This is a genomic window from Streptomyces sp. 8N706 (genome assembly GCF_052245415.1).
Classification (GTDB): domain Bacteria; phylum Actinomycetota; class Actinomycetes; order Streptomycetales; family Streptomycetaceae; genus Streptomyces.
In genome coordinates this window covers 25,011-43,841 of record NZ_JBQQBW010000058.1, presented here as the reverse complement: position 1 = coordinate 43,841, position 18,831 = coordinate 25,011, and the positions used below count along the sequence as shown (strand labels likewise).

Here is an 18,831-nt window from a genome sequence, read left to right as displayed (position 1 = left end):
CCCTCTCGGGGAAGCCCCGCCCCTGCCGTGCCCTCCGGAATACAGGCGGCTTCGGAGGTCAGCCCTCGACGCCCAGTTTCTCCAGGATCAGCTCGCGGACCCGGGCAGCGTCGGCCTGGCCGCGCGTGGCCTTCATGACCGCGCCGACCAGTGCGCCCGCCGCCTGCACCTTGCCTCCGCGGATCTTGTCCGCGATGGCCGCGTTCGAGGCGATGGCCTCGTCGACGGCCGTGCCGAGCGCTCCCTCGTCCGAGACGACCTTCAGGCCGCGCTTCTCGACGACCGTGTCCGGGTCGCCCTCTCCGGCGAGCACGCCCTCGATGACCTGGCGTGCCAGCTTGTCGTTGAGCGAGCCGTCGGCGACCAGAGCGGTGACCCGGGCGACGTGCGCCGGGGTGATCGGCAGCGCGGACAGCTCGACGCCCTCCTCGTTGGAGCGGCGGGCCAGCTCGCCCATCCACCACTTACGAGCCTGGTCGGCGGGGGCGCCCGCCTCGATCGTCGCGAGGATCGAGGGGATCGCACCGGCGTTGAGCACCGACTGCATCTCGTGGTCCGACAGGCCCCACTCGGCCTTCAGCCGCTGGCGCTGGAGACGCGGCAGCTCGGGCAGCTCGGCACGGAGCTTCTCCACCCACTCGCGCGAAGGTGCCACCGGGACCAGGTCCGGCTCGGGGAAGTACCGGTAGTCCTCGGCCTCCTCCTTCACCCGGCCGGAGGTCGTGGAGCCGTCCTCCTCGTGGAAGTGCCGGGTCTCCTGGACGATCGTCCCGCCCTCGTTGAGGACGGCGGCATGCCGCATGATCTCGAAGCGTGCCGCACGCTCGACACTGCGCAGCGAGTTGACGTTCTTCGTCTCGGAGCGGGTGCCGAACCGCTCCTGGCCGTGCGGGCGCAGCGACAGGTTCACATCGCACCGCATCTGGCCCATCTCCATCCGGGCCTCGGAGACGCCCAGCGCCTTGATGAGCTCACGCAGCTCGGCGACGTACGCCTTGGCGACCTCGGGAGCCCTGGCGCCCGCGCCGACGATCGGCTTGGTGACGATCTCGATCAGCGGGATACCGGCCCGGTTGTAGTCGAGCAGCGAGTGCGAGGCTCCGTGGATACGGCCCGTCGCGCCGCCCACATGGGTGGACTTGCCGGTGTCCTCCTCCATATGGGCGCGTTCGATCTCCACCCGGAAGATCTCCCCCTCGACGTCGACGTCCAGATAGCCGTTGAAGGCGATCGGCTCGTCGTACTGCGAGGTCTGGAAGTTCTTCGGCATGTCCGGATAGAAGTAGTTCTTCCGGGCGAAACGGCACCATTCGGCGATCTCGCAGTTGAGCGCGAGGCCGATACGGATGGCGGACTCCACACCGATCGCGTTGACGACCGGGAGCGAGCCGGGCAGACCGAGGCAGGTGGGGCAGGTCTGCGCGTTGGGCTCGGAGCCCAAGGTGGTGGTGCACCTGCAGAACATCTTCGTGGCGGTGCCGAGCTCGACATGGACCTCGAGGCCCATCACGGGCTCGTAGGCCGCCAGCGCGTCCTCGTACGACACCAGTTCAGTGACGGTCACGGAAACTTACCTTTCAGCCTGCGAGGACGTCGTCGTCGCCGAGACGGCGCAGCTCGCGGACGAGGAGCGCGACGCCGGTGGCCACGGCGGCGGCGGAGACGACCGCGTCGACCAGCATCAGCTTGTCGTTCTCGAAGCGGGCCTTCTTGGCCTGCTTGACGATGCTGACCACGCCGAACAGTGACGTGCCGATGGACAGGTACGTGCCGGGCTTGGACTTCTTGAAGCCCTTGGCCTTGGCGAGCTTTCCACTCACTGCATCTCTCCGTTCGCTTCTCCGCCTGCACGGCGCAGAGGTGCGGCTTTGACGGTCAGGTGCGACCCGGCGGCCGCGCACGCGTCGCTCACTGCATCTCTCCGTTCGCTCCGCCGCGGCAGCGGCTCATGTCACTGTCGCCTGCACGGCGCAGAGGTGCGGCTTTGACGGTCAGGTGCGGCCCGGCGGCCGCGCAGGCGCCGCTCACAGCGACGGTGCCTCCTCGAGCAGCCCGTGTCCCCAGCGTTCGGTGAACGCGGCTTCCACCGCGGCGCCTACCCGGTAGAGCCGGTCATCAGCCAGGGCGGGGGCGATGATCTGCAGCCCCACGGGGAGCCCGTCCTCCGGGGCGAGGCCGCAGGGCAGCGACATCGCGGCGTTGCCCGCGAGGTTGGACGGGATGGTGCACAGGTCCGCGAGGTACATCGCCATCGGGTCGTCCGCACGTTCGCCGATCGGGAAGGCGGTGGTCGGTGTGGTCGGCGAGACCAGCACATCGACCTGCTCGAATGCCTTCTCGAAGTCACGGGTGATGAGCGTGCGCACCTTCTGCGCCGAGCCGTAGTACGCGTCGTAGTAGCCGGAGCTGAGCGCGTACGTGCCGAGCATGATGCGGCGCTTGACCTCGGGGCCGAAGCCGGCGGCGCGGGTGAGGGCGGTGACCTCCTCGGCGGAGCGGGTGCCGTCGTCGCCCACCCGCAGGCCGTAGCGCATGGCGTCGAACCGGGCGAGGTTCGAGGAGCACTCGGAGGGAGCGATCAGGTAGTACGCGGCGAGTGCGAGGTCGAAAGAGGGACAGGAGAGCTCGACGATCTCCGCGCCCAGTTCGCGCAGCAGCTCCACGGACTCGTTGAAGCGCTGCATCACGCCGGCCTGGTAGCCCTCGCCGCCCAACTGCTGCACGACGCCGATACGCATGCCCCGGACGTCACCGTTGCGGGCGGCCTCGACGACCGGGGGGACCGGGGCGTCGATGGAGGTGGAGTCGAGCGGGTCGTGTCCGGCGATCACCTCATGGAGGAGGGCCGCGTCCAGGACCGTACGAGCGCAGGGACCGCCCTGGTCCAGCGAGGACGAGAAGGCGACCATGCCGTAGCGGGAGACGCCGCCGTAGGTGGGCTTGACGCCGACCGTGCCGGTGACGGCGGCGGGCTGCCGGATGGAGCCGCCGGTGTCGGTCCCGATGGCCAGCGGGGCCTGGTACGACGCGAGCGCCGCGGAGGAGCCGCCGCCGGAGCCGCCCGGGATACGGGTCAGGTCCCACGGGTTGCCGGTCGGCCCGTACGCGCTGTTCTCGGTGGAGGACCCCATGGCGAACTCGTCCATGTTGGTCTTGCCGAGGATGACGACGTCGGCTTCCTTCAGGCGCTTGGTGAGCGTGGCGTCGTACGGCGGGATCCAGCCCTCGAGGATCTTGGAACCGACGGTGGTCGGCACGCCCTCGGTCGTGAAGATGTCCTTCAGCGCGAGCGGGACACCGGCGAGCGGCCCGAGCTCCTCGCCGTTGGCGCGCTTCTCGTCGACGGCGCGGGCCTGCGCCAGCGCGCCCTCCCGGTCGACGTGGAGGAAGGCGTGCACCTTCTCGTCGACCGCCTCGATACGGGCCAGGTGTGCCTCGGTGACGGCCACCGCGGTCACCTCGCCCGAGGCGATCCTCGCAGCGGTCTCGGCGGCCGTGAGCCTGGTGAGATCCGTCATGATCAGTCCTCCCCCAGGATCTGCGGCACCTTGAAACGCTGCTGCTCCTGTGCCGGGGCACCGGACAGGGCCTGCTGCGGGGTCAGTGACGGGCGGACCTGGTCCGCGCGCATGACGTTGGTCAGCGGCAGCGGATGGGAGGTCGGGGGTACGTCCTCGTCGGCCACATCGGAGACGCGGGCGACCGCGCCGATGATCACGTCGAGCTGTCCGGCGAAGTGGTCGAGCTCTTCGTCCTTCAGCTCCAGACGCGACAGCCGGGCGAGGTGGGCGACCTCCTCGCGCGTGATGCCAGGCATGCAGCGATCCTCAAGGGTGAGTGTGTAGGTTTTCGGGCCAATCCTATGGCTCCGGCGGCGTTGGCCGCGAAACACTTCCCGCCCGGCCCGGCGCCGCGCCTTCCGGGCCGGGCGCCCGGGCCCTCACTGTCACGGCGGCACGGCTCCGCACAGGTGCGTCTCCCGGCGGTGGTTCACCACCGCCGGGGCGGGACCCCACCGTCGGCGCGCCGACCGACCGACGGTCGTACCGCGTGGTGGCCCCGATGGCACACCGTGGCCGGGCGCCGGTGCGGCTCGCGCCCGGGACCGTACGGCCCCGGCCCGCGTCGCCCGCCGGGCTGACGACAGTGCCGGGCCGGCGACAGTGCCGGGCCGGCGAAGCTGACGACAGTGCCGGGCGGTCGACGCGATGAGCGCACGACAGTGCCGGACGGACGAGGAGCTGTGCGGCGCCGAGCCCCGAACCTGCGGAAGCTCTCCGCTGATCGACCCGGCCCGGCTTGCTGCCGGATGCTGCCGCTCGGTCGGATGCCCCGCCCACCGACTCCTGCCGGGCGGGCACCGCCCGGATCACCGTGCCCCGCGCGGCAGGGCATGGCGTCAGTTCACCGGCTGGCCCGAGGGGCGGTTCACCGGGTGGCCCGTGGGGCGGTCGGGCTCGGTGACGGGGGCGTGTTCCGGCTCGGGCTCCGGCTCGACCGTGACCGCGGGCGCGATGGCCGGCGCCGGCGCGGCCTCCAGTGCGGCCGGGGCCGAGCGGTGCCAGCCGTGCTTGCTGCGCAGCCGCAGCCACGCCGTGGTCTCCTCCGGGGGCATCGCGGCCGCGACCAGCCAGCCCTGGACCGCGTCGCAGCCGAGGTCTCTGAGCCGCTCCCAGGTCTCGTCGTCCTCCACGCCCTCCGCGACGACGAGCAGGCCGAGCGAGTGCGCGAGGTCGATGGTGCAGCGGACGATCTCCGCGTCCTCGGTGTCGACCGCGAGGCGGGCCACGAACGACCGGTCGATCTTCAGCTCGCTGACCGGCAGCCGGCGCAGATGGACCAGCGAGGAGTAGCCGGTGCCGAAGTCGTCGAGCGACATCTTCACGCCGTGGCCGGTCAGCCCGGCCAGGGCGTCGGCGGCCCGCTGCGGGTCCTCCAGCAGCACATGCTCCGTGATCTCCAGCTGGAGCGCTCCGGGCGGTACCCCGTGCCGGGCGAGCCGGGCGGCGACCGCGCCCGCGAAGCCGGGGGTGTGCACATCGCGCGGCGAGACGTTCACGGCGACCGGCACCTCGATGCCGGTGGCGCGCCACTGGGCGACCTGCCCGAGGGCGGTCTCCAGCACGTACTCGGTGAGGTGCGGCATCAGGCCGGAGGACTCGGCGATGGCGATGAACTCGTCCGGGCTGACCCGGCCCCGCTCCGGGTGCACCCAGCGGACGAGCGCCTCCAGCCCGGTGACGCGCCCGTCGAAGCCCACCTTGGGCTGGTAGTGCAGCTCGACATCGCCCGCGTCGAGGGCTCGCCGGAGATCGCCCAACAGGCCGAGCCGGTCCGGGGTGTTGCCGTCCCGCTTGGCCTCGTAGACCTCGACGCCGCTGCGGTCCCGCTTCGCCTGGTACATCGCGACATCGGCGCGGCGCAGCAGCCCCTCGGCGTCCAACGCGTGGTCGGGGAAGACGGCGACTCCGGCACTGGCCTCCAGGACGAGCGTCAGCCCGTCGAGGCTGAGCGGTGAGCCGAGCTCGGCGACGAGCTGGCGGGCCACCTGCTGGGCGCTGGTCGTGGAGTCCACGGTGGGCAGCAGCACCGCGAACTCGTCCCCGCCGAGGCGGGCGGGCTCGGCCCCACCGGGCAGGGCGACCCGCAGCCGCTCGGCGATCTGCAGCAGCAGCCGGTCCCCGGCGAGATGCCCGAGCGTGTCGTTCACCGACCGGAACCGGTCGAGGTCGATCAGGACCAGTGCGGCCCGCGCACCGATCCGCTCCGCTTCATCGAGCGCGGCCCACGCACGCTCCAGGAGCCACTGACGGTTCGGCAGCCCGGTGAGCGGGTCGCGGAGCTGCTCCTCGGCACGGGCACGGGCGATCCAGAGGGTGGAGTCGAGCGCGATTAAGGGGACCGCGAACAGCGGCAGCAGCACCGGCATGCTCACGGCCACCACACAGAGGAGGGGTGCGATGCCGAGAAGCGCAACTCCTACGAGTCCCTGGCGGGCGAGGGCCGTTCGGGCGACGCTGGGGAGCCGGCCGCCCCGGGGCGCCATGGCGTACCAGAGCAGAACACGGGTCACCCCGAGATAGCCGAGAGCCGCGAGCAGCACCTCGGGCAGGACGAAGATGTCCCAGGCCAGTGGCTGCCAGGGATGCTCGACGCTGGGTACGGTGCCGAAAGCGGCGAGGACCAGGGCGGCCGCGCCGGTCCCCAGGATGTCCGCGGCTCCGTGCAGCACGGCCTGCCGCCACCGCTGGTGGCGGGCGGCGCTGACCAGCACCACCACGGCAAGGCTGACCATCACGGCGGGCACCCAGCCGTAGAGCAGCAGGACGGCGAGGGTGAGGGCGGCCCCGGAGCCGGCGCCGCCCCACCAGCGGTCACTGCCCAGGGCGACCAGATGGCCGACGATGAATCCGGTGAGCACCGCCAGCGACCAGCCGACGGTGCCGTCCGGGAAGAGGGCGCTCCCCTCCCTGAGCACCTGGATGACGCCGATGGCCACGGCGAGTGTGGCCGCGATGGTCGTGGCGGCCGGCAACCCCACCGGCACGGTGAACCGGCGCAGCCGTGACGCCGGATCGGCGCTCTCGGTCGGTTTCATTCCCGTCCCTCTCACAGCCGGCGGTGCCAACGCCACGAAGTGGCATCCCTTCCGATGCCACCACGTCTGAGTTCCCACCACGCAGCTGTGCACGGCAGGCGCACACCTCAACAGTAGGCTGCAGAAGGCTGGAACGGGCAGCGATCGGCAGCGGTTGCCCGAATGCGGCCGTGGCAACCGTAACCATCTGGTATGCACCGAACGGGTGATGCCTGACGGCTAGTCGGGTGAGACCTCGGCGGTCTCCCGCGCCGCGTCAGGGCCTCGTTCCAGCAGCACCGCGAAGCCGTCCTCGTCCAGCACCGGGACCTTCAACTGGACTGCCTTGTCGTACTTCGATCCGGGGTTGTCACCTACGACAACGAAGCCAGTCTTCTTTGAAACGGAACCCGTCACCTTCGCGCCCCGGCTCTGCAACGCCTCTTTCGCGCCATCTCTGGTGAAGGTGTCCAGGGTGCCGGTGACGACCACGGTGATGCCGTCGAGCGGACGGGGGCCGCGGTCCCCGCTCCCTTCCTCCTCCAGTCGCACCCCGGCGGCCCGCCACTTCTCGATGATCTCCCGGTGCCAGTCCTCCTCGAACCACTGTTTCACCGAGGCCGCGATCGTCGGACCGACGCCTTCCACGGCTGCCAGCTCCGCCTCGTCGGCCTGCGCGATCCGGTCCACCGAACCGAACTCCCTGGCCAGCGCCTCCGCCGCCACCGGTCCGACATGCCGGATGGACAGCCCGGTGATGATCCGCGCGAGCGGGCGCCGCTTGGCCGCCTCGATGTTCTCCAGCATGGCGAGGGTGTTCTTCCTCGGCTCGCCCTTCTGGTTGGCGAAGAGGGTGACGATCTTCTCCTCGCCCGTCTTGGGGTCCCGTTTGGGCAGGCCGGTGTCCTGGTCGAGGACGTACGACGTGATGGGCAGCAGCTGTTCCACCGTCAGATCGAACAGATCGCCCTCGTCCCTCAGCGGTGGCTCCGAGGGCTCCAGCGGCTGGGTCAGTGCGGAGGCCACCACATAGCCGAAGTTCTCGATGTCCAGGCACTTGCGGCCCGCGAGATAGAAGATCCGCTCCCTCAGCTGGGCAGGGCAGGAACGGGCGTTGGGGCAGCGGAGGTCGACATCGCCCTCCTTCATGGGGCGCAGCGCCGTGCCGCAGTCCGGGCACGCGCCGGGCATCACGAACTCCCGCTCGCCGCCGTCCCGCAGATCCACGACCGGTCCGAGGATCTCGGGGATCACATCGCCGGCCTTGCGCAGGACGACGGTGTCGCCGATCAGCACGCCCTTGGCCTTGACCACGTCCTGGTTGTGCAGGGTGGCGAACTCGACCTCGGAGCCTGCCACCGTGACCGGCTCGACCACGGCGTACGGGGTCACCCGGCCCGTGCGGCCCACGCCCACCCGGATGTCCACCAGCTTGGTGTTGACCTCCTCGGGCGCGTACTTCCACGCGATCGCCCAGCGGGGTGCCCGGGAGGTGGAGCCCAAACGGCCCTGGAGCGGGATCTCGTCCAGCTTGACGACCACTCCGTCGATCTCGTGTTCGACGGAGTGCCGGGCCTCGCCGGAGAAGGAGGCGATGAACTCCCGCACTCCCTCGAGGGAGTCCACGACCTTGTTGTGCTGCGCGGTCGGCAGGCCCCACTCGCGCAGCAGGCCGTAGGCCTCCGAGAGCCGGCTGATGTCGAAGCCCTCGCGGGCCCCGATGCCGTGCACCACCATGTGCAGCGGACGGCTCGCGGTGACCTTGGGGTCCTTCTGGCGGAGCGAACCGGCCGCGGCGTTGCGCGGGTTGGCGAACGGGGGTTTACCGGCCTCCACCAGACGGGCGTTGAGCTCCAGGAACCGCTCCATGGGGAAGAACACCTCTCCCCGGATCTCCACCAGCTCGGGGATGCGGTCCCCGCTGAGACGCTCCGGGATGTCCGCGATCGTACGGACATTGGGCGTGATGTCCTCGCCGGTGCGTCCGTCGCCACGGGTGGCGGCGCGGGTGAGCCGCCCGTGTTCATAGGTGAGGTTGACGGCGAGCCCGTCCACCTTCAGCTCGCACAGGAAGTGGTAGCCGGTACCGCCCAGTTCGCGGGCGATCCTCTCCGCCCAGCCCTCCAGCTCCGCCTCGTCGAAGGCATTGTCCAGGCTGAGCATGCGCTCGCGGTGCTCGACGGCGGTGAACTCGGTCTCGTACGCCCCCGCGACCTTCTGGGTGGGCGAGTCCGGGGTCCGCAGCTCCGGATACTCCTTCTCCAGCGCCTCCAGGGAGCGCAGCAGCCGGTCGAACTCCGCGTCGCTGATGACGGGGGCGTCCTTCACGTAGTACCGGAAGCGGTGCTCCTCGACCTGCTCGGCCAGGTCCTGGTGCTGCTCCCGCACTTCGGCGGGCACTGCCGTCTGCTGTTCGCCAGACACCGTCTCGTCCTCCCGTGGTCCGCGAGTGCCGTCACTCAGGGTCGTCTGCGAGCGATCTCGCCGCCCGGACGCAGTGGGCGAGCGCGGCCCGGGCATACGCCGGCGAGGCGCCCGCCAGCCCGCACGCGGGGGTGATCACCACGGACTCGCTGAGAGTCCCCGGCGACAGCCCCAGCCTGCGCCACAGCGTCCTGACACCCATGACGCTACCGGCAGGGTCCGACAACGCGGCGTCCGTGCCGGGCAGGACCCCTGCGAGGAGCGTGGTGCCGCCCTCCACCGCCTCACCGATCTCCTCGTCGTCACCCTCCGTGAGAAGACTGAAATCGAACGAGATCCCCGTCGCCCCGGCGCGCCGCAGCAGGGCGAAGGGCACCCCGGGGGCGCAGGAGTGGACGACGACGGGGCTCTGCCCGGCCACGGACAGCACGGTCCGGAGCGTGCCCTCGACCACGCCCCGGTCCACGGCCCGGTGTGTGCGATATCCGCTGGCCGTCCTCACCTGCCCGCGCAGCACCGCCAGGAGCGACGGCTCGTCCAGCTGCAGCACCACCTCGGCGCCGGGCACCCTCCGGCGTACCTCCTCGAGATGGCCCGTGAGCCCCTCCGCCAGCGAGCCGGCGAGGTCCCGGCAGGCGCCCGGGTCGGAGAGAGCGGCCTCGCCGTTCCTCAGCTCCAGCGCGGAGGCGAGGGTCCACGGACCGACCGCCTGCACCTTGAGCGGGCCCTCGTACCCCTGGGTGAACTCCTCCAGCGCGTCCAGGTCCTCCCGCAGCCACGACCAGGCCCGGCGGGTGTCACGGCCCGGCCGGTCGCCGAACCGCCAGCCGCTCGGCTCCACGCGCGCGTACATCTCGACGAGCAGCCCGGCAGTGCGGCCGATCATGTCCGCGCCGGGGCCCCGGGCGGGCAGCTCCGGCAGATGAGGGAACGCCTCCAGTGATCCGGTGACGGTCTTCGCGGCCTCCCGCGCGTCCGTCCCTGGCATCGAGCCGATCCCGGTGGCCGAGCCGGCGGGCAGTGCGCGTGTCGTGTCCGTAGTCACGTCGGGAAGCGTACGGGACCGGCGCTCCCCCACGTCGTCCCCGGTCAGGGACGTGACGTGACATGGACGGCGCATCCGGCCGTGGAAGGGTGATCAGGGCCCCGGGCGGACCGACAGGTCGGTGATCTCCGCGTCCCTCGGCAGGTCCAGGGCTGTCAGGACCGTCGTCGCGACCGACTCGGGGGCCATCCACTGGGCCGGTTCGTACTCCTTGCCCTCCTGCCGGTGGACCTTGGCCTGCATGGGCGTGGCCGTACGGCCGGGGTAGACCGAGGTGACACGCACCCCGTGGGCGCGCTCCTCCAGGCGCAGGGCGTCGGCCAGCGCCTTGAGGCCGTGCTTGCTGGCGGCGTACGCGCCCCACTGGGCGTTGGCGCGCAGACCGGCTCCGGAGTTGACGAACACCACATGCCCGCGGGCGAGCCTCAGTTGGGGCAGCAGCAGCCGTGTCAGCTCGGCCGGTGCGACGAGGTTGGCGGCCAGCTGCGCGTTCCACGCCTTGGGGGTGAGTTCACCGATGTCGCCGAGGTCCACGACGCCCGCGATGTGCAGCAGCGAGTCCAGCCGGTCGGGAAGCGTCTGGTGGCTCAGCGACCAAGAGAGCTTCTCCGGGGTGGCGAGGTCCCCGACGAGCGTACGGGTGCCCGGGAACCGTGCCTCCAGTTCCCTGGCGCGGCCCGCGTCGCGCGCCAGCAGCCACAGCTCGTCGCCCCGTCCGGCCAGCCGGCCGACGACGGCCGCGCCGATGCCGGAGCTCGCACCGGTGATCAGATGTGCAGTCATGCCCCCCAGCTTGCCTCACCGGATACCGGCCTCTTCCTCGAAGTGGGCCAGGGCCCCCGCGCCGTCCTCGGCGAAGAAGACGAGTTCGGTGAGCGGAACGGACAGAAAGCCCTCCTCCTCCATGCGCTGGAACTGCTGCTTCAGGCCGTCGTAGAAGCCCGCGGCGTTCAGCAGCACCACGGGCTTGGAGTGCAGCCCGTGTTTCTTCAGCTCGAGGATCTCGGTGGCCTCGTCGAGGGTGCCGAGGCCACCGACCATCATCACGATCGCGTCGGCACGGGCGAGCAGCTGGGCCTTGCGCTCGGTGAGATCCTTGGTGATCACCATCTCGTCGACGCCCGGGCGGGCGTTGTGGGCCAGGAACTCCACGGAGACCCCGACCAGCCGCCCGCCCGCGGCCTGCACCCCGTCGGCCATGACCTTCATGAGACCGCTGTCGCAGCCGCCCCAGACCAGGGTGTGCCCGCCCTTGCCGATGAGCTCGGCGAACTCCCGGGCGGGGCGGGTGTAGCGCTCGTCCAGGTCGGAGGCGGAGCAGAAGACACAGATGTTCATGGCCTCACCCTAGGACGGCGTCCGCGCCCGCGGCCCTGCTCCGCCGACGCCGCCGTCGGGGGACACCTCGCACCCACCGCGACCGCGGGACGCGGTGGACCGGGGACTGACCTGTCGGCCGACCTGTCGGCCGGAAGTCGCCCGGCAGTCCACGTCGGCGCTGACCGCGCCGACGGCTCCGCCCGGTGGCGGTGGCCGGGACGAGCGGCCTCACACGCTTCCGGGCGGGCTACCGCAGCGCCCCGCCGGACGCCACCGGCCTCGCCCGCTCCGTCGTCGCGATGGTCGCCGAGCCGACGACGCGCGTGCCGTCGTAGAGGACGATCGCCTGGCCCGGAGCCACGCCCCGCACCGGCTCGGCGAAGCCCACCCGCAGCTCCGGGCCGTCGACCAGCTCGGCCGTCACCTCGGTCTCGCCGCCGTGGGCGCGCAGCTGCGCGGTGTACGTACCCGGGCCGGAGGGGGCTGTTCCGCACCAGCGGGGCTTGATCGCGGTCAGCCCGGTCACGTCCAGGGCGCCGGACGGGCCGACGGTCACGGTGTTGTCCACCGGCGAGATGTCCAGCACGTAGCGCGGCTTGCCGTCGGGGGCGGGGACGCCGAGGCGCAGGCCCTTGCGCTGGCCGATGGTGTAGCCGTAAGCACCGCTGTGCGTGCCGAGCCTGGTGCCGTCCTCGTCGACGATGTCGCCCTCGGCCGTACCGAGGCGCTGGGCGAGGAAGCCCTGGGTGTCGCCGTCGGCGATGAAGCAGATGTCGTGGCTGTCCGGCTTCTTCGCCACCGCGAGGCCGCGCCGCTCCGCCTCCGCGCGGATCTCCTCCTTGGTGGTGAGGGTGTCGCCGAGCGGGAACATCGCGTGGGCGAGCTGGCGCTCGTCCAGGACCCCGAGGACGTACGACTGGTCCTTGGCCATGTCGGAGGCGCGGTGGAGCTCCCGGGTGCCGTCCTCCCGTACGACCACGGTGGCGTAGTGGCCGGTGCAGACGGCGTCGAAGCCGAGGGCGAGGGCCTTGTCGAGCAGCGCCGCGAACTTGATCTTCTCATTGCAGCGCAGACAGGGGTTCGGGGTGCGTCCGGCCGCGTACTCGCTGACGAAGTCCTCGACGACGTCCTCGCGGAAGCGCTCGGCGAGGTCCCAGACGTAGAAGGGGATACCGATGACATCGGCGGCCCGGCGGGCGTCGTGGGAGTCCTCGATGGTGCAGCAGCCGCGGGCGCCGGTCCGGAAGGACTGCGGGTTGGACGAGAGTGCGAGGTGGACGCCGGTGACGTCATGGCCCGCCTCGGCGGCGCGGGCCGCGGCGACGGCCGAGTCGACACCGCCGGACATGGCGGCGAGCACACGGAGGCGACGTCCGTCGCGGGGGCCGGAGGGGGCACCGGGGAAGTCAGTCATAGCCCTACCAGGGTAAGGGGAACCAGCCGGAGCTCCGCAGCCGTTATAGGACCGGCGAGGGGGAGGCGCTCAGGCGCAGGGACCGGAGGGGACCGTATGGACCAGCAGTCGCGTCGGGACATCGGGCGGCGTGCCGTGCTGATCGGCGGCGGCGCCGTGGCGCTGGGCACGGCGGGCTATCTCGGATCGGACCGCCTCTCGCGGTGGTGGTGGCGGATGCCGGGGAACGACAAACCGCGCACGGACGGTGAGCTCGATCACCGCGGCGCCGAGTGGATAGCGGCCTCCGAGGCGAACTGGCGGCGCGCGGACCGGCCTTCCGACTACGTCATCGACCGGGTGGTGATCCACGTCCCGGAGGCCACGTATCCGCTCACCCTCAAGGTCTTCCAGGATCCCGGTCACGGCGCGGCGGCCCACTATGTGGTGCGGTCCGGGGACGGCCATGTCGCACAGATGATCCGCGAGCTGGATGTCGCGTTCCACGCGGGCAACCGTGGCTACAACGAGCGGAGCGTGGGAATCGAGCACGAGGGCTGGGTCGACCGCCCCGAGTACCTCACCGACACGCTGTACCGCTCCTCGGCGAAGCTGACCGCCGGGATATGCGAGCGTTACGGGATCCCCCGGGACCGCGAGCACATCATCGGCCATATCGAGGTCCCGGGCACCGACCACACCTGCCCGGGTCCGCACTGGGACTGGGACCGCTATATGAAGCTCGTCCGGCAGGCCTGACGCACCCGTACGCCACCGGGCCCGTACGCCACCGGGCCCGGGGCCGTCGTGGCCCGTGCCGGGGGCCGGCTCAGCTCAGGCCCGCGGTCCTCGCCCGCTCCACCGCCGGGCCGATGGCCTCCGCGACCGCCTCGATGTCGGCTTCCGTCGAGGTGTGCCCGAGGGAGAAGCGCAGGGTTCCGCGGGCCAGGTCCGGGTCCGTCCCCGCGGCCAGGAGCACATGACTGGGCTGGGCCACGCCCGCGGTGCAGGCGGAACCCGTGGAGCACTCGATGCCCTGGGCGTCCAGGAGCAGCAGCAGGGAGTCGCCCTCGCACCCGGGGAAGGAGAAGTGCGCGTTGGCGGGGAGCCGGCCCTCCGGGTCGGGATCGCCTCCCAGGACGGCATCGGGCACCACCGCGAGGACCGAGGCGACCAGCTTGTCGCGCAGGGCACCGATCTCGCGGGCGAAGTCGGCGTGATGGTCGGCGGCGTGCCGGGCAGCGGCGGCGAACGCGGCGACGGCGGGCACGTCCAGGGTGCCGGAGCGCACCTGGCGCTCCTGGCCGCCGCCGTGCAGCAGCGGTACGGGCGCGTAGTCCCGCCCGAGCAGCAGGGCCCCGATGCCGTACGGGCCCCCGATCTTGTGGCCGGAGACGGTCATCGCGGCGAGGCCGGAGCCGGTGAAGTCGAGGGGCAGCTGCCCGAAGGCCTGTACGGCATCGGCGTGCAGCGGGATCTCGAACTCCCGCGCGACGGCTGCCAGTTCCTGCACCGGCATCACCGTGCCGATCTCGTTGTTCGCCCACATGACGGTCGCGAGGGCGACATCGGAGGGGTCGCGGGCGATGGCCTCGCGCAGCGCGTCGGGATGGACCCGGCCGTACGCGTCGACGGGCAGATACTCCACCCGCGCGCCCTCGTGCCCGGCCAGCCAGTCGACCGCGTCCAGCACGGCGTGGTGCTCGACGGGGCTGGCGAGCACCCGGGTACGGCGCGGGTCGGCGGCGCGGCGTGACCAGTACACGCCCTTGACCGCGAGATTGTCCGACTCCGTGCCACCCGCGGTGAACACCACCTCGCTGGGGCGGGCGCCGAGCGCCGCGGCGAGGCATTCACGCGACTCCTCGACCGTACGGCGGGCCCGTCTCCCGGCCGCGTGCAGCGAGGAGGCGTTGCCGGTGACGGCAAGCTGGGCGGTCATCGCCTGCACCGCCTCCGGGAGCATGGGGGTGGTGGCGGCGTGGTCGAGGTAGGCCATGGTGCCCCCGATTCTACGAGCCGGGCTCCCGCCCCCGTACGGCACGTACCAGCCGTGGAACCGACGCGGTGCCGGAGCGGACCGGACCGCGCTCCCGCGAGGTCCCGGCCCGCGGCCGGGCGGGCTCAGACCGGCAGGGCCCGCGCCAGTTGGCGGGACTGGGCCACCAGACGGTCCTGGCTGTCCCAGACCTCGGCGTCCTCCTCCAGGAAGCCGCCCGCGAGGTTGCGGGTGCTGATCGCGATCCGCAGCGGACCCGGGGCGGGGCGGCAGCGGACATGGACGGTGAGTTCGGTGGTGGGAACCCAGCCCATGAGGCCGAGTTCGAAGGCCGTCGGCGGCAGGGCGTCGACGGCGAGCAGCAGGGAGAGCGGGTCGGCGTCACGGCCGTCGGCGAGTCCGAACCAGGCACGCATCTCGCCGCGCCCGGAGGGGGCCCCGACGGCCCAGCCGGCGGTGGCCGGGTCGAGGCGCAGGTCGAGGCGGTCGGTGATGGCGCTGCTGCCGGGGATGAGGGCCGCGTCGGGGGCGGCGTCCGCGCCGAGGCAGTGCTCGTAGGGCGGGATGGCCGGCGGCTTCGCCGTCGTCCGGACGTCGTCGGGGAGGTCGTCGAGGTCGCCGTAGTGGGCGGTCACACGGATGCGTTCGACCTCACTGCCGTCCTCGTTCCGCTGGATCAGGGAGGCCGATCCGGTGGACAGGGTGCGGCCGGTGCGCACGGTCTCCGTACGTACCTCGGCCGGGCCGGGGCGGGAGGCCGTCAGATAGTGCGCGGTGATGGTGAAGGGGTCCGGGTGCGGCAGCGCCTCGCCGAGGGCCCGGCCGAGGATGGCCAGAAGGTAGCCGCCGTTGACGGCCTCGATGATGGTCCAGCCCTCGGACAGCTGGGCGTCGTAGAGGCCGGGCCCGCGGCGGACGACAGCCGTGTCGCGGTCGAACTCGCTGTTCCCGATGGTCGCCGGTGCCGGCTGTTCCGTCTGTGCTGCGCGCGCCGGCTGTGCTGCCCGCGGCGTCTGTGCTGCCTGTGCCATGAGCTGCACGGTACACCGAAGAAGTTACCGACCGGTAGCCCTGTCCGGGCCCTCCCGGACGTCCTCGTTCCGGTTACTGCCGGACCGCCCCGGCCGGCCGGCTCCGGACCGCAGGTCAGAGGTCCTCGGCCGTCGAGGAACGCCGGTGCCAGGCCCTGGGGGCGCGCCAGCCGTAGCGCATGGCGAGAAGCCGGAGCACGAACGCTGTCACCGCGGCGGCGGCGCTGGTGACCCCGCTCAGCGCCTCGAACTGGATGAGCAGGGCGGCCATCGTGGAGCCCACGATGGCCGGTACGGCGTAGAGGTCACGGTCCCAGCGCAGCAGCGAGGGCACCTCGTTGGCGAGGACGTCGCGCACCACACCACCGCCCGCCGCGGTGACCAGGCCCAGGACCGCGGACTGGGTGAGCCCGAGCCCGTAGTCGTGCGCCTTGGTGGTGCCCGCCACGCAGAAGAGCCCGAGCCCGGCGGCGTCGAAGACGTTCACCGCGCCATTGATCCGTTCGACGTGCGGGTGGAGGAAGAAGACGCACGCGGTCGCCACCAGGGGCATCAGGAGATAGCCCAGGTCGGTGAAGGCGGCAGGGGGTACGGCCCCGATGACCAGATCACGGAACACCCCTCCGCCCAGCGCCGTGGCCTCGGCGAGCACCGCGATGCCGAACACATCGAAGTTCTTGCGTACGGCGAGCAGCGCACCGGAGATCGCGAAGACGAAGATTCCGGCGAGGTCGAGCGAGTGCTGGACGGAGGAGGCGTACAGATCGGTGGTGAGCACCCGGCAATTCTGCCGGGCCCGCTCCCCTGCTCCTCACTCCCCGCTTTCCTTGCTCACGCCCTCCCCCTTGCCGGTCTTGCCCACATTGCTCATGGCCGCCGTGCCCGCGGCGCCCGGCAGCGGAGTGTCGGCCGGCGCCTGGTCCGGGGCGTTCTCCGGGTGGTGGCAGGCCACCTGGTGTCCCGTCTTGAGCGGGAGCAGCGGCGGCTCCTGCCGCTCGCACACCTCGGTCGCCTTCCAGCAGCGGGTGTGGAAGCGGCAGCCGGACGGCGGCGAGATGGGCGAGGGGACATCGCCCTTGAGGAGGATGCGGTTGCGCTCGGTGCGCCGCTTGGGGTCGGGCACGGGCACCGCGGACATCAGGGCGTTGGTGTACGGGTGCATCGGTGCCTCGTACAGCGAGGCCCGGTCGGCGAGCTCCACGATCTTGCCGAGGTACATCACCGCGATCCGATCGGACACATGCCGGATGACCGAGAGATCGTGCGCGATGATCACATACGTCAGACCCAGCTCCTGCTGGAGGTCGTCCAGCAGATTGACCACCTGCGCCTGGATCGACACATCCAGCGCCGAGACCGGCTCGTCCGCGACGACGAGCTTCGGCTTGAGCGCCAGCGCCCGGGCGATGCCGATGCGCTGCCGCTGGCCGCCGGAGAACTCGTGCGGATAGCGGTTGTAGTGCTCGGGACTGAGGCCGACCAGTTCCAGCAGTTCCTGGACGGTCTTCTTCAACCCGCCCTCGGGCTCCACGCCCTGGAGCCTGAAGGGTGCCCCGACGATCGTGCCGACCGTGTGCCGCGGGTTCAGCGACGAGTAGGGGTCCTGGAAGATCATCTGGACGTCGCGGCGCATCGGCCGCATCGTGCCGACACCCAAGTGGGTGATGTCCCGGCCCTCGAACTCGATGGTGCCACCGGTGGGTTCGAGCAGCCGGGTGATCAGCCGGCCCATGGTCGACTTGCCGCAGCCGGACTCGCCCACCACACCCAGGGTCTCCCCCGGCCGTACGTCGAAGCTGATGCCGTCCACGGCCTGCACGGCACCGACCTGGCGGCGCAGCACGCCCTTGGTGATCGGGAAATGCTTGACCAGCCCGTCCACCTTGAGGAGGGGCGCGGAGTCGGCGCCCTCCTGCTGCTTCGGAATCGTCACGTTCTCCTCAGGCACGGCAGCCTGGTCCTTAGCGGTCACAGCTTCGGCGCAATCTCTTCGGTCCAGATCCGCGTCCGTTCCTCCTGCGTCATATGACAGGCGGAGAAGTGCCCGCTGCCGACCTCGCGCAGTACGGGCACCTGGGTGCGGGTGAGGTTGTCCTTGGGGACGTCGGCGTACGGGCAGCGGGGGTGGAAGGCACAGCCGTCCGGCACGTTGATCAGGCTCGGCGGGGTGCCCTTGACCGGGATCAGCCGGTCGGTCTGCTCGCGGTCGATCCGCGGCATCGAGCCCAGCAGGCCCCAGGTGTACGGATGCTGCGGCCCGGTGAAGACCTTCTCGGCCGAACCGCGCTCCACACAGCGGCCGCCGTACATCACCATGATGTCGTCGGCGAGCTCGGCCACCACCCCCAGGTCGTGGGTGATGATGACGACCGCGGAGCCGAACTCCTTCTGCAGGTCGCGGATGAGGTCGAGGATCTGCGCCTGGACGGTGACGTCCAGGGCCGTCGTCGGCTCGTCCGCGATCAGCAGCTCGGGGTTGTTGACCAGCGCCATCGCGATCATCGCGCGCTGGCGCATACCGCCGGAGAACTGGTGCGGGTAGTCGTTGACCCGCTTCGACGGCTCGGGGATGCCGACCCGGTCGAGCATCTCGACGGCACGCCTCTTGGCGGTCTTCCTGTCGGCCTTGTGGTGCACCCGGTACGCCTCGGTGATCTGCGCGCCGATCGTGTAGTACGGATGCAGGGCGGTCAGCGGGTCCTGGAAGATCATCGCCATCTTCCGGCCGCGCAGCCGCCGTACGTGGTCCGGGTCGGCGGCGACCAGCTCCTCGCCGTCCAGCCACACCTCGCCGGAGATCCTCGCCCGTGCCGAGCGGTGCAGGCCCATCACCCCGAGCGAGGTGACGGACTTCCCCGAACCCGACTCACCGACGATGCCCAGGGTCTTGCCGCGGTGCACATCGAAGCTGACGCCGTCGACGGACTTCACCAGGCCGTCGTCGGTGTCGAAGTGGATGCGCAGGTCACGGACGGAGAGAAAGGCCTCGGAGGAGGGGACGGGCCGGTCGGCCACCGGCTCGCTCACGGCCGCGGCCGGAGC

General features: G+C 71.4%; 16 protein-coding genes. 1 reads left to right on the top strand and 15 read right to left on the bottom strand.

Annotation, left to right across the window (positions count from 1 at the left end):
- Positions 1-58: 58 nt before the first annotated feature.
- From gatB to mnmA, 10 genes are all read right to left on the bottom strand, one after another.
- Positions 59-1,564 carry an Asp-tRNA(Asn)/Glu-tRNA(Gln) amidotransferase subunit GatB gene (gatB, locus tag ACTWQE_RS21335; RefSeq protein ID WP_443330604.1) on the bottom strand — a complete coding sequence of 502 codons (1,506 nt, stop codon included), beginning with the start codon at positions 1,562-1,564 and terminating at the stop codon, positions 59-61.
- Positions 1,565-1,577: 13 nt separating this feature from the next.
- Positions 1,578-1,820, bottom strand: a complete 243-nt coding sequence (locus tag ACTWQE_RS21330; RefSeq protein WP_443330603.1) for a hypothetical protein — start codon at positions 1,818-1,820, stop codon at positions 1,578-1,580.
- Between the two features lie 204 nt (positions 1,821-2,024).
- Positions 2,025-3,518: an Asp-tRNA(Asn)/Glu-tRNA(Gln) amidotransferase subunit GatA gene (gatA, locus tag ACTWQE_RS21325; protein ID WP_443330602.1), complete on the bottom strand. Its 1,494-nt coding sequence runs from the start codon at positions 3,516-3,518 to the stop codon at positions 2,025-2,027.
- A 2-nt stretch (positions 3,519-3,520) separates the two neighbouring features.
- Positions 3,521-3,817, bottom strand: coding sequence for an Asp-tRNA(Asn)/Glu-tRNA(Gln) amidotransferase subunit GatC (gatC, locus tag ACTWQE_RS21320; protein ID WP_443330601.1), 297 nt, complete (start codon positions 3,815-3,817; stop codon positions 3,521-3,523).
- 582 nt (positions 3,818-4,399) lie between these two features.
- Entirely contained in the window at positions 4,400-6,598 is a 2,199-nt protein-coding gene (locus ACTWQE_RS21315; RefSeq protein WP_443330600.1) for a putative bifunctional diguanylate cyclase/phosphodiesterase, read from the bottom strand.
- A gap of 219 nt (positions 6,599-6,817) precedes the next feature.
- A complete protein-coding gene (gene ligA, locus ACTWQE_RS21310; protein ID WP_443330599.1) occupies positions 6,818-9,001 on the bottom strand; it encodes an NAD-dependent DNA ligase LigA in 2,184 nt (727 codons plus the stop codon).
- Between the two features lie 31 nt (positions 9,002-9,032).
- Positions 9,033-10,046 (bottom strand): methionine synthase, encoded by a 1,014-nt coding sequence (locus tag ACTWQE_RS21305; protein ID WP_443330598.1) that lies wholly within the window; start codon positions 10,044-10,046, stop codon positions 9,033-9,035.
- Positions 10,047-10,139: 93 nt separating this feature from the next.
- Positions 10,140-10,829 carry an SDR family oxidoreductase gene (locus ACTWQE_RS21300; protein WP_443330597.1) on the bottom strand — a complete coding sequence of 230 codons (690 nt, stop codon included), beginning with the start codon at positions 10,827-10,829 and terminating at the stop codon, positions 10,140-10,142.
- Between the two features lie 15 nt (positions 10,830-10,844).
- A complete protein-coding gene (locus ACTWQE_RS21295; protein ID WP_443330596.1) occupies positions 10,845-11,384 on the bottom strand; it encodes a TIGR00730 family Rossman fold protein in 540 nt (179 codons plus the stop codon).
- 229 nt (positions 11,385-11,613) lie between these two features.
- The gene (gene mnmA / locus ACTWQE_RS21290; protein ID WP_443330595.1) at positions 11,614-12,780 is read right to left on the bottom strand and encodes a tRNA 2-thiouridine(34) synthase MnmA; all 1,167 of its coding nucleotides are present in this window, start codon (positions 12,778-12,780) and stop codon (positions 11,614-11,616) included.
- Between the two features lie 96 nt (positions 12,781-12,876).
- On the opposite strand from mnmA, the gene ACTWQE_RS21285 reads away from it, so the two are divergent.
- On the top strand, positions 12,877-13,518 hold the full coding sequence (locus tag ACTWQE_RS21285) for an N-acetylmuramoyl-L-alanine amidase (protein ID WP_443330594.1): 642 nt from the start codon (positions 12,877-12,879) through the stop codon (positions 13,516-13,518).
- Positions 13,519-13,588: 70 nt separating this feature from the next.
- Here the strand turns inward: ACTWQE_RS21285 and ACTWQE_RS21280 are convergent, their stop codons facing one another.
- From ACTWQE_RS21280 to ACTWQE_RS21260, 5 genes are all read right to left on the bottom strand, one after another.
- Positions 13,589-14,758 carry a cysteine desulfurase family protein gene (locus ACTWQE_RS21280; protein ID WP_443330593.1) on the bottom strand — a complete coding sequence of 390 codons (1,170 nt, stop codon included), beginning with the start codon at positions 14,756-14,758 and terminating at the stop codon, positions 13,589-13,591.
- 125 nt (positions 14,759-14,883) lie between these two features.
- Positions 14,884-15,789, bottom strand: coding sequence for a thioesterase family protein (locus ACTWQE_RS21275; RefSeq protein ID WP_443330592.1), 906 nt, complete (start codon positions 15,787-15,789; stop codon positions 14,884-14,886).
- A 115-nt stretch (positions 15,790-15,904) separates the two neighbouring features.
- Positions 15,905-16,567: a trimeric intracellular cation channel family protein gene (locus ACTWQE_RS21270; RefSeq protein ID WP_443330591.1), complete on the bottom strand. Its 663-nt coding sequence runs from the start codon at positions 16,565-16,567 to the stop codon at positions 15,905-15,907.
- Positions 16,568-16,600: 33 nt separating this feature from the next.
- Complete coding sequence (locus tag ACTWQE_RS21265) at positions 16,601-17,722, bottom strand: ABC transporter ATP-binding protein (RefSeq protein ID WP_443330590.1); 1,122 nt, start codon at positions 17,720-17,722, stop codon at positions 16,601-16,603.
- Between the two features lie 35 nt (positions 17,723-17,757).
- Entirely contained in the window at positions 17,758-18,816 is a 1,059-nt protein-coding gene (locus ACTWQE_RS21260; protein ID WP_443330607.1) for an ABC transporter ATP-binding protein, read from the bottom strand.
- Positions 18,817-18,831 lie beyond the last annotated feature (15 nt).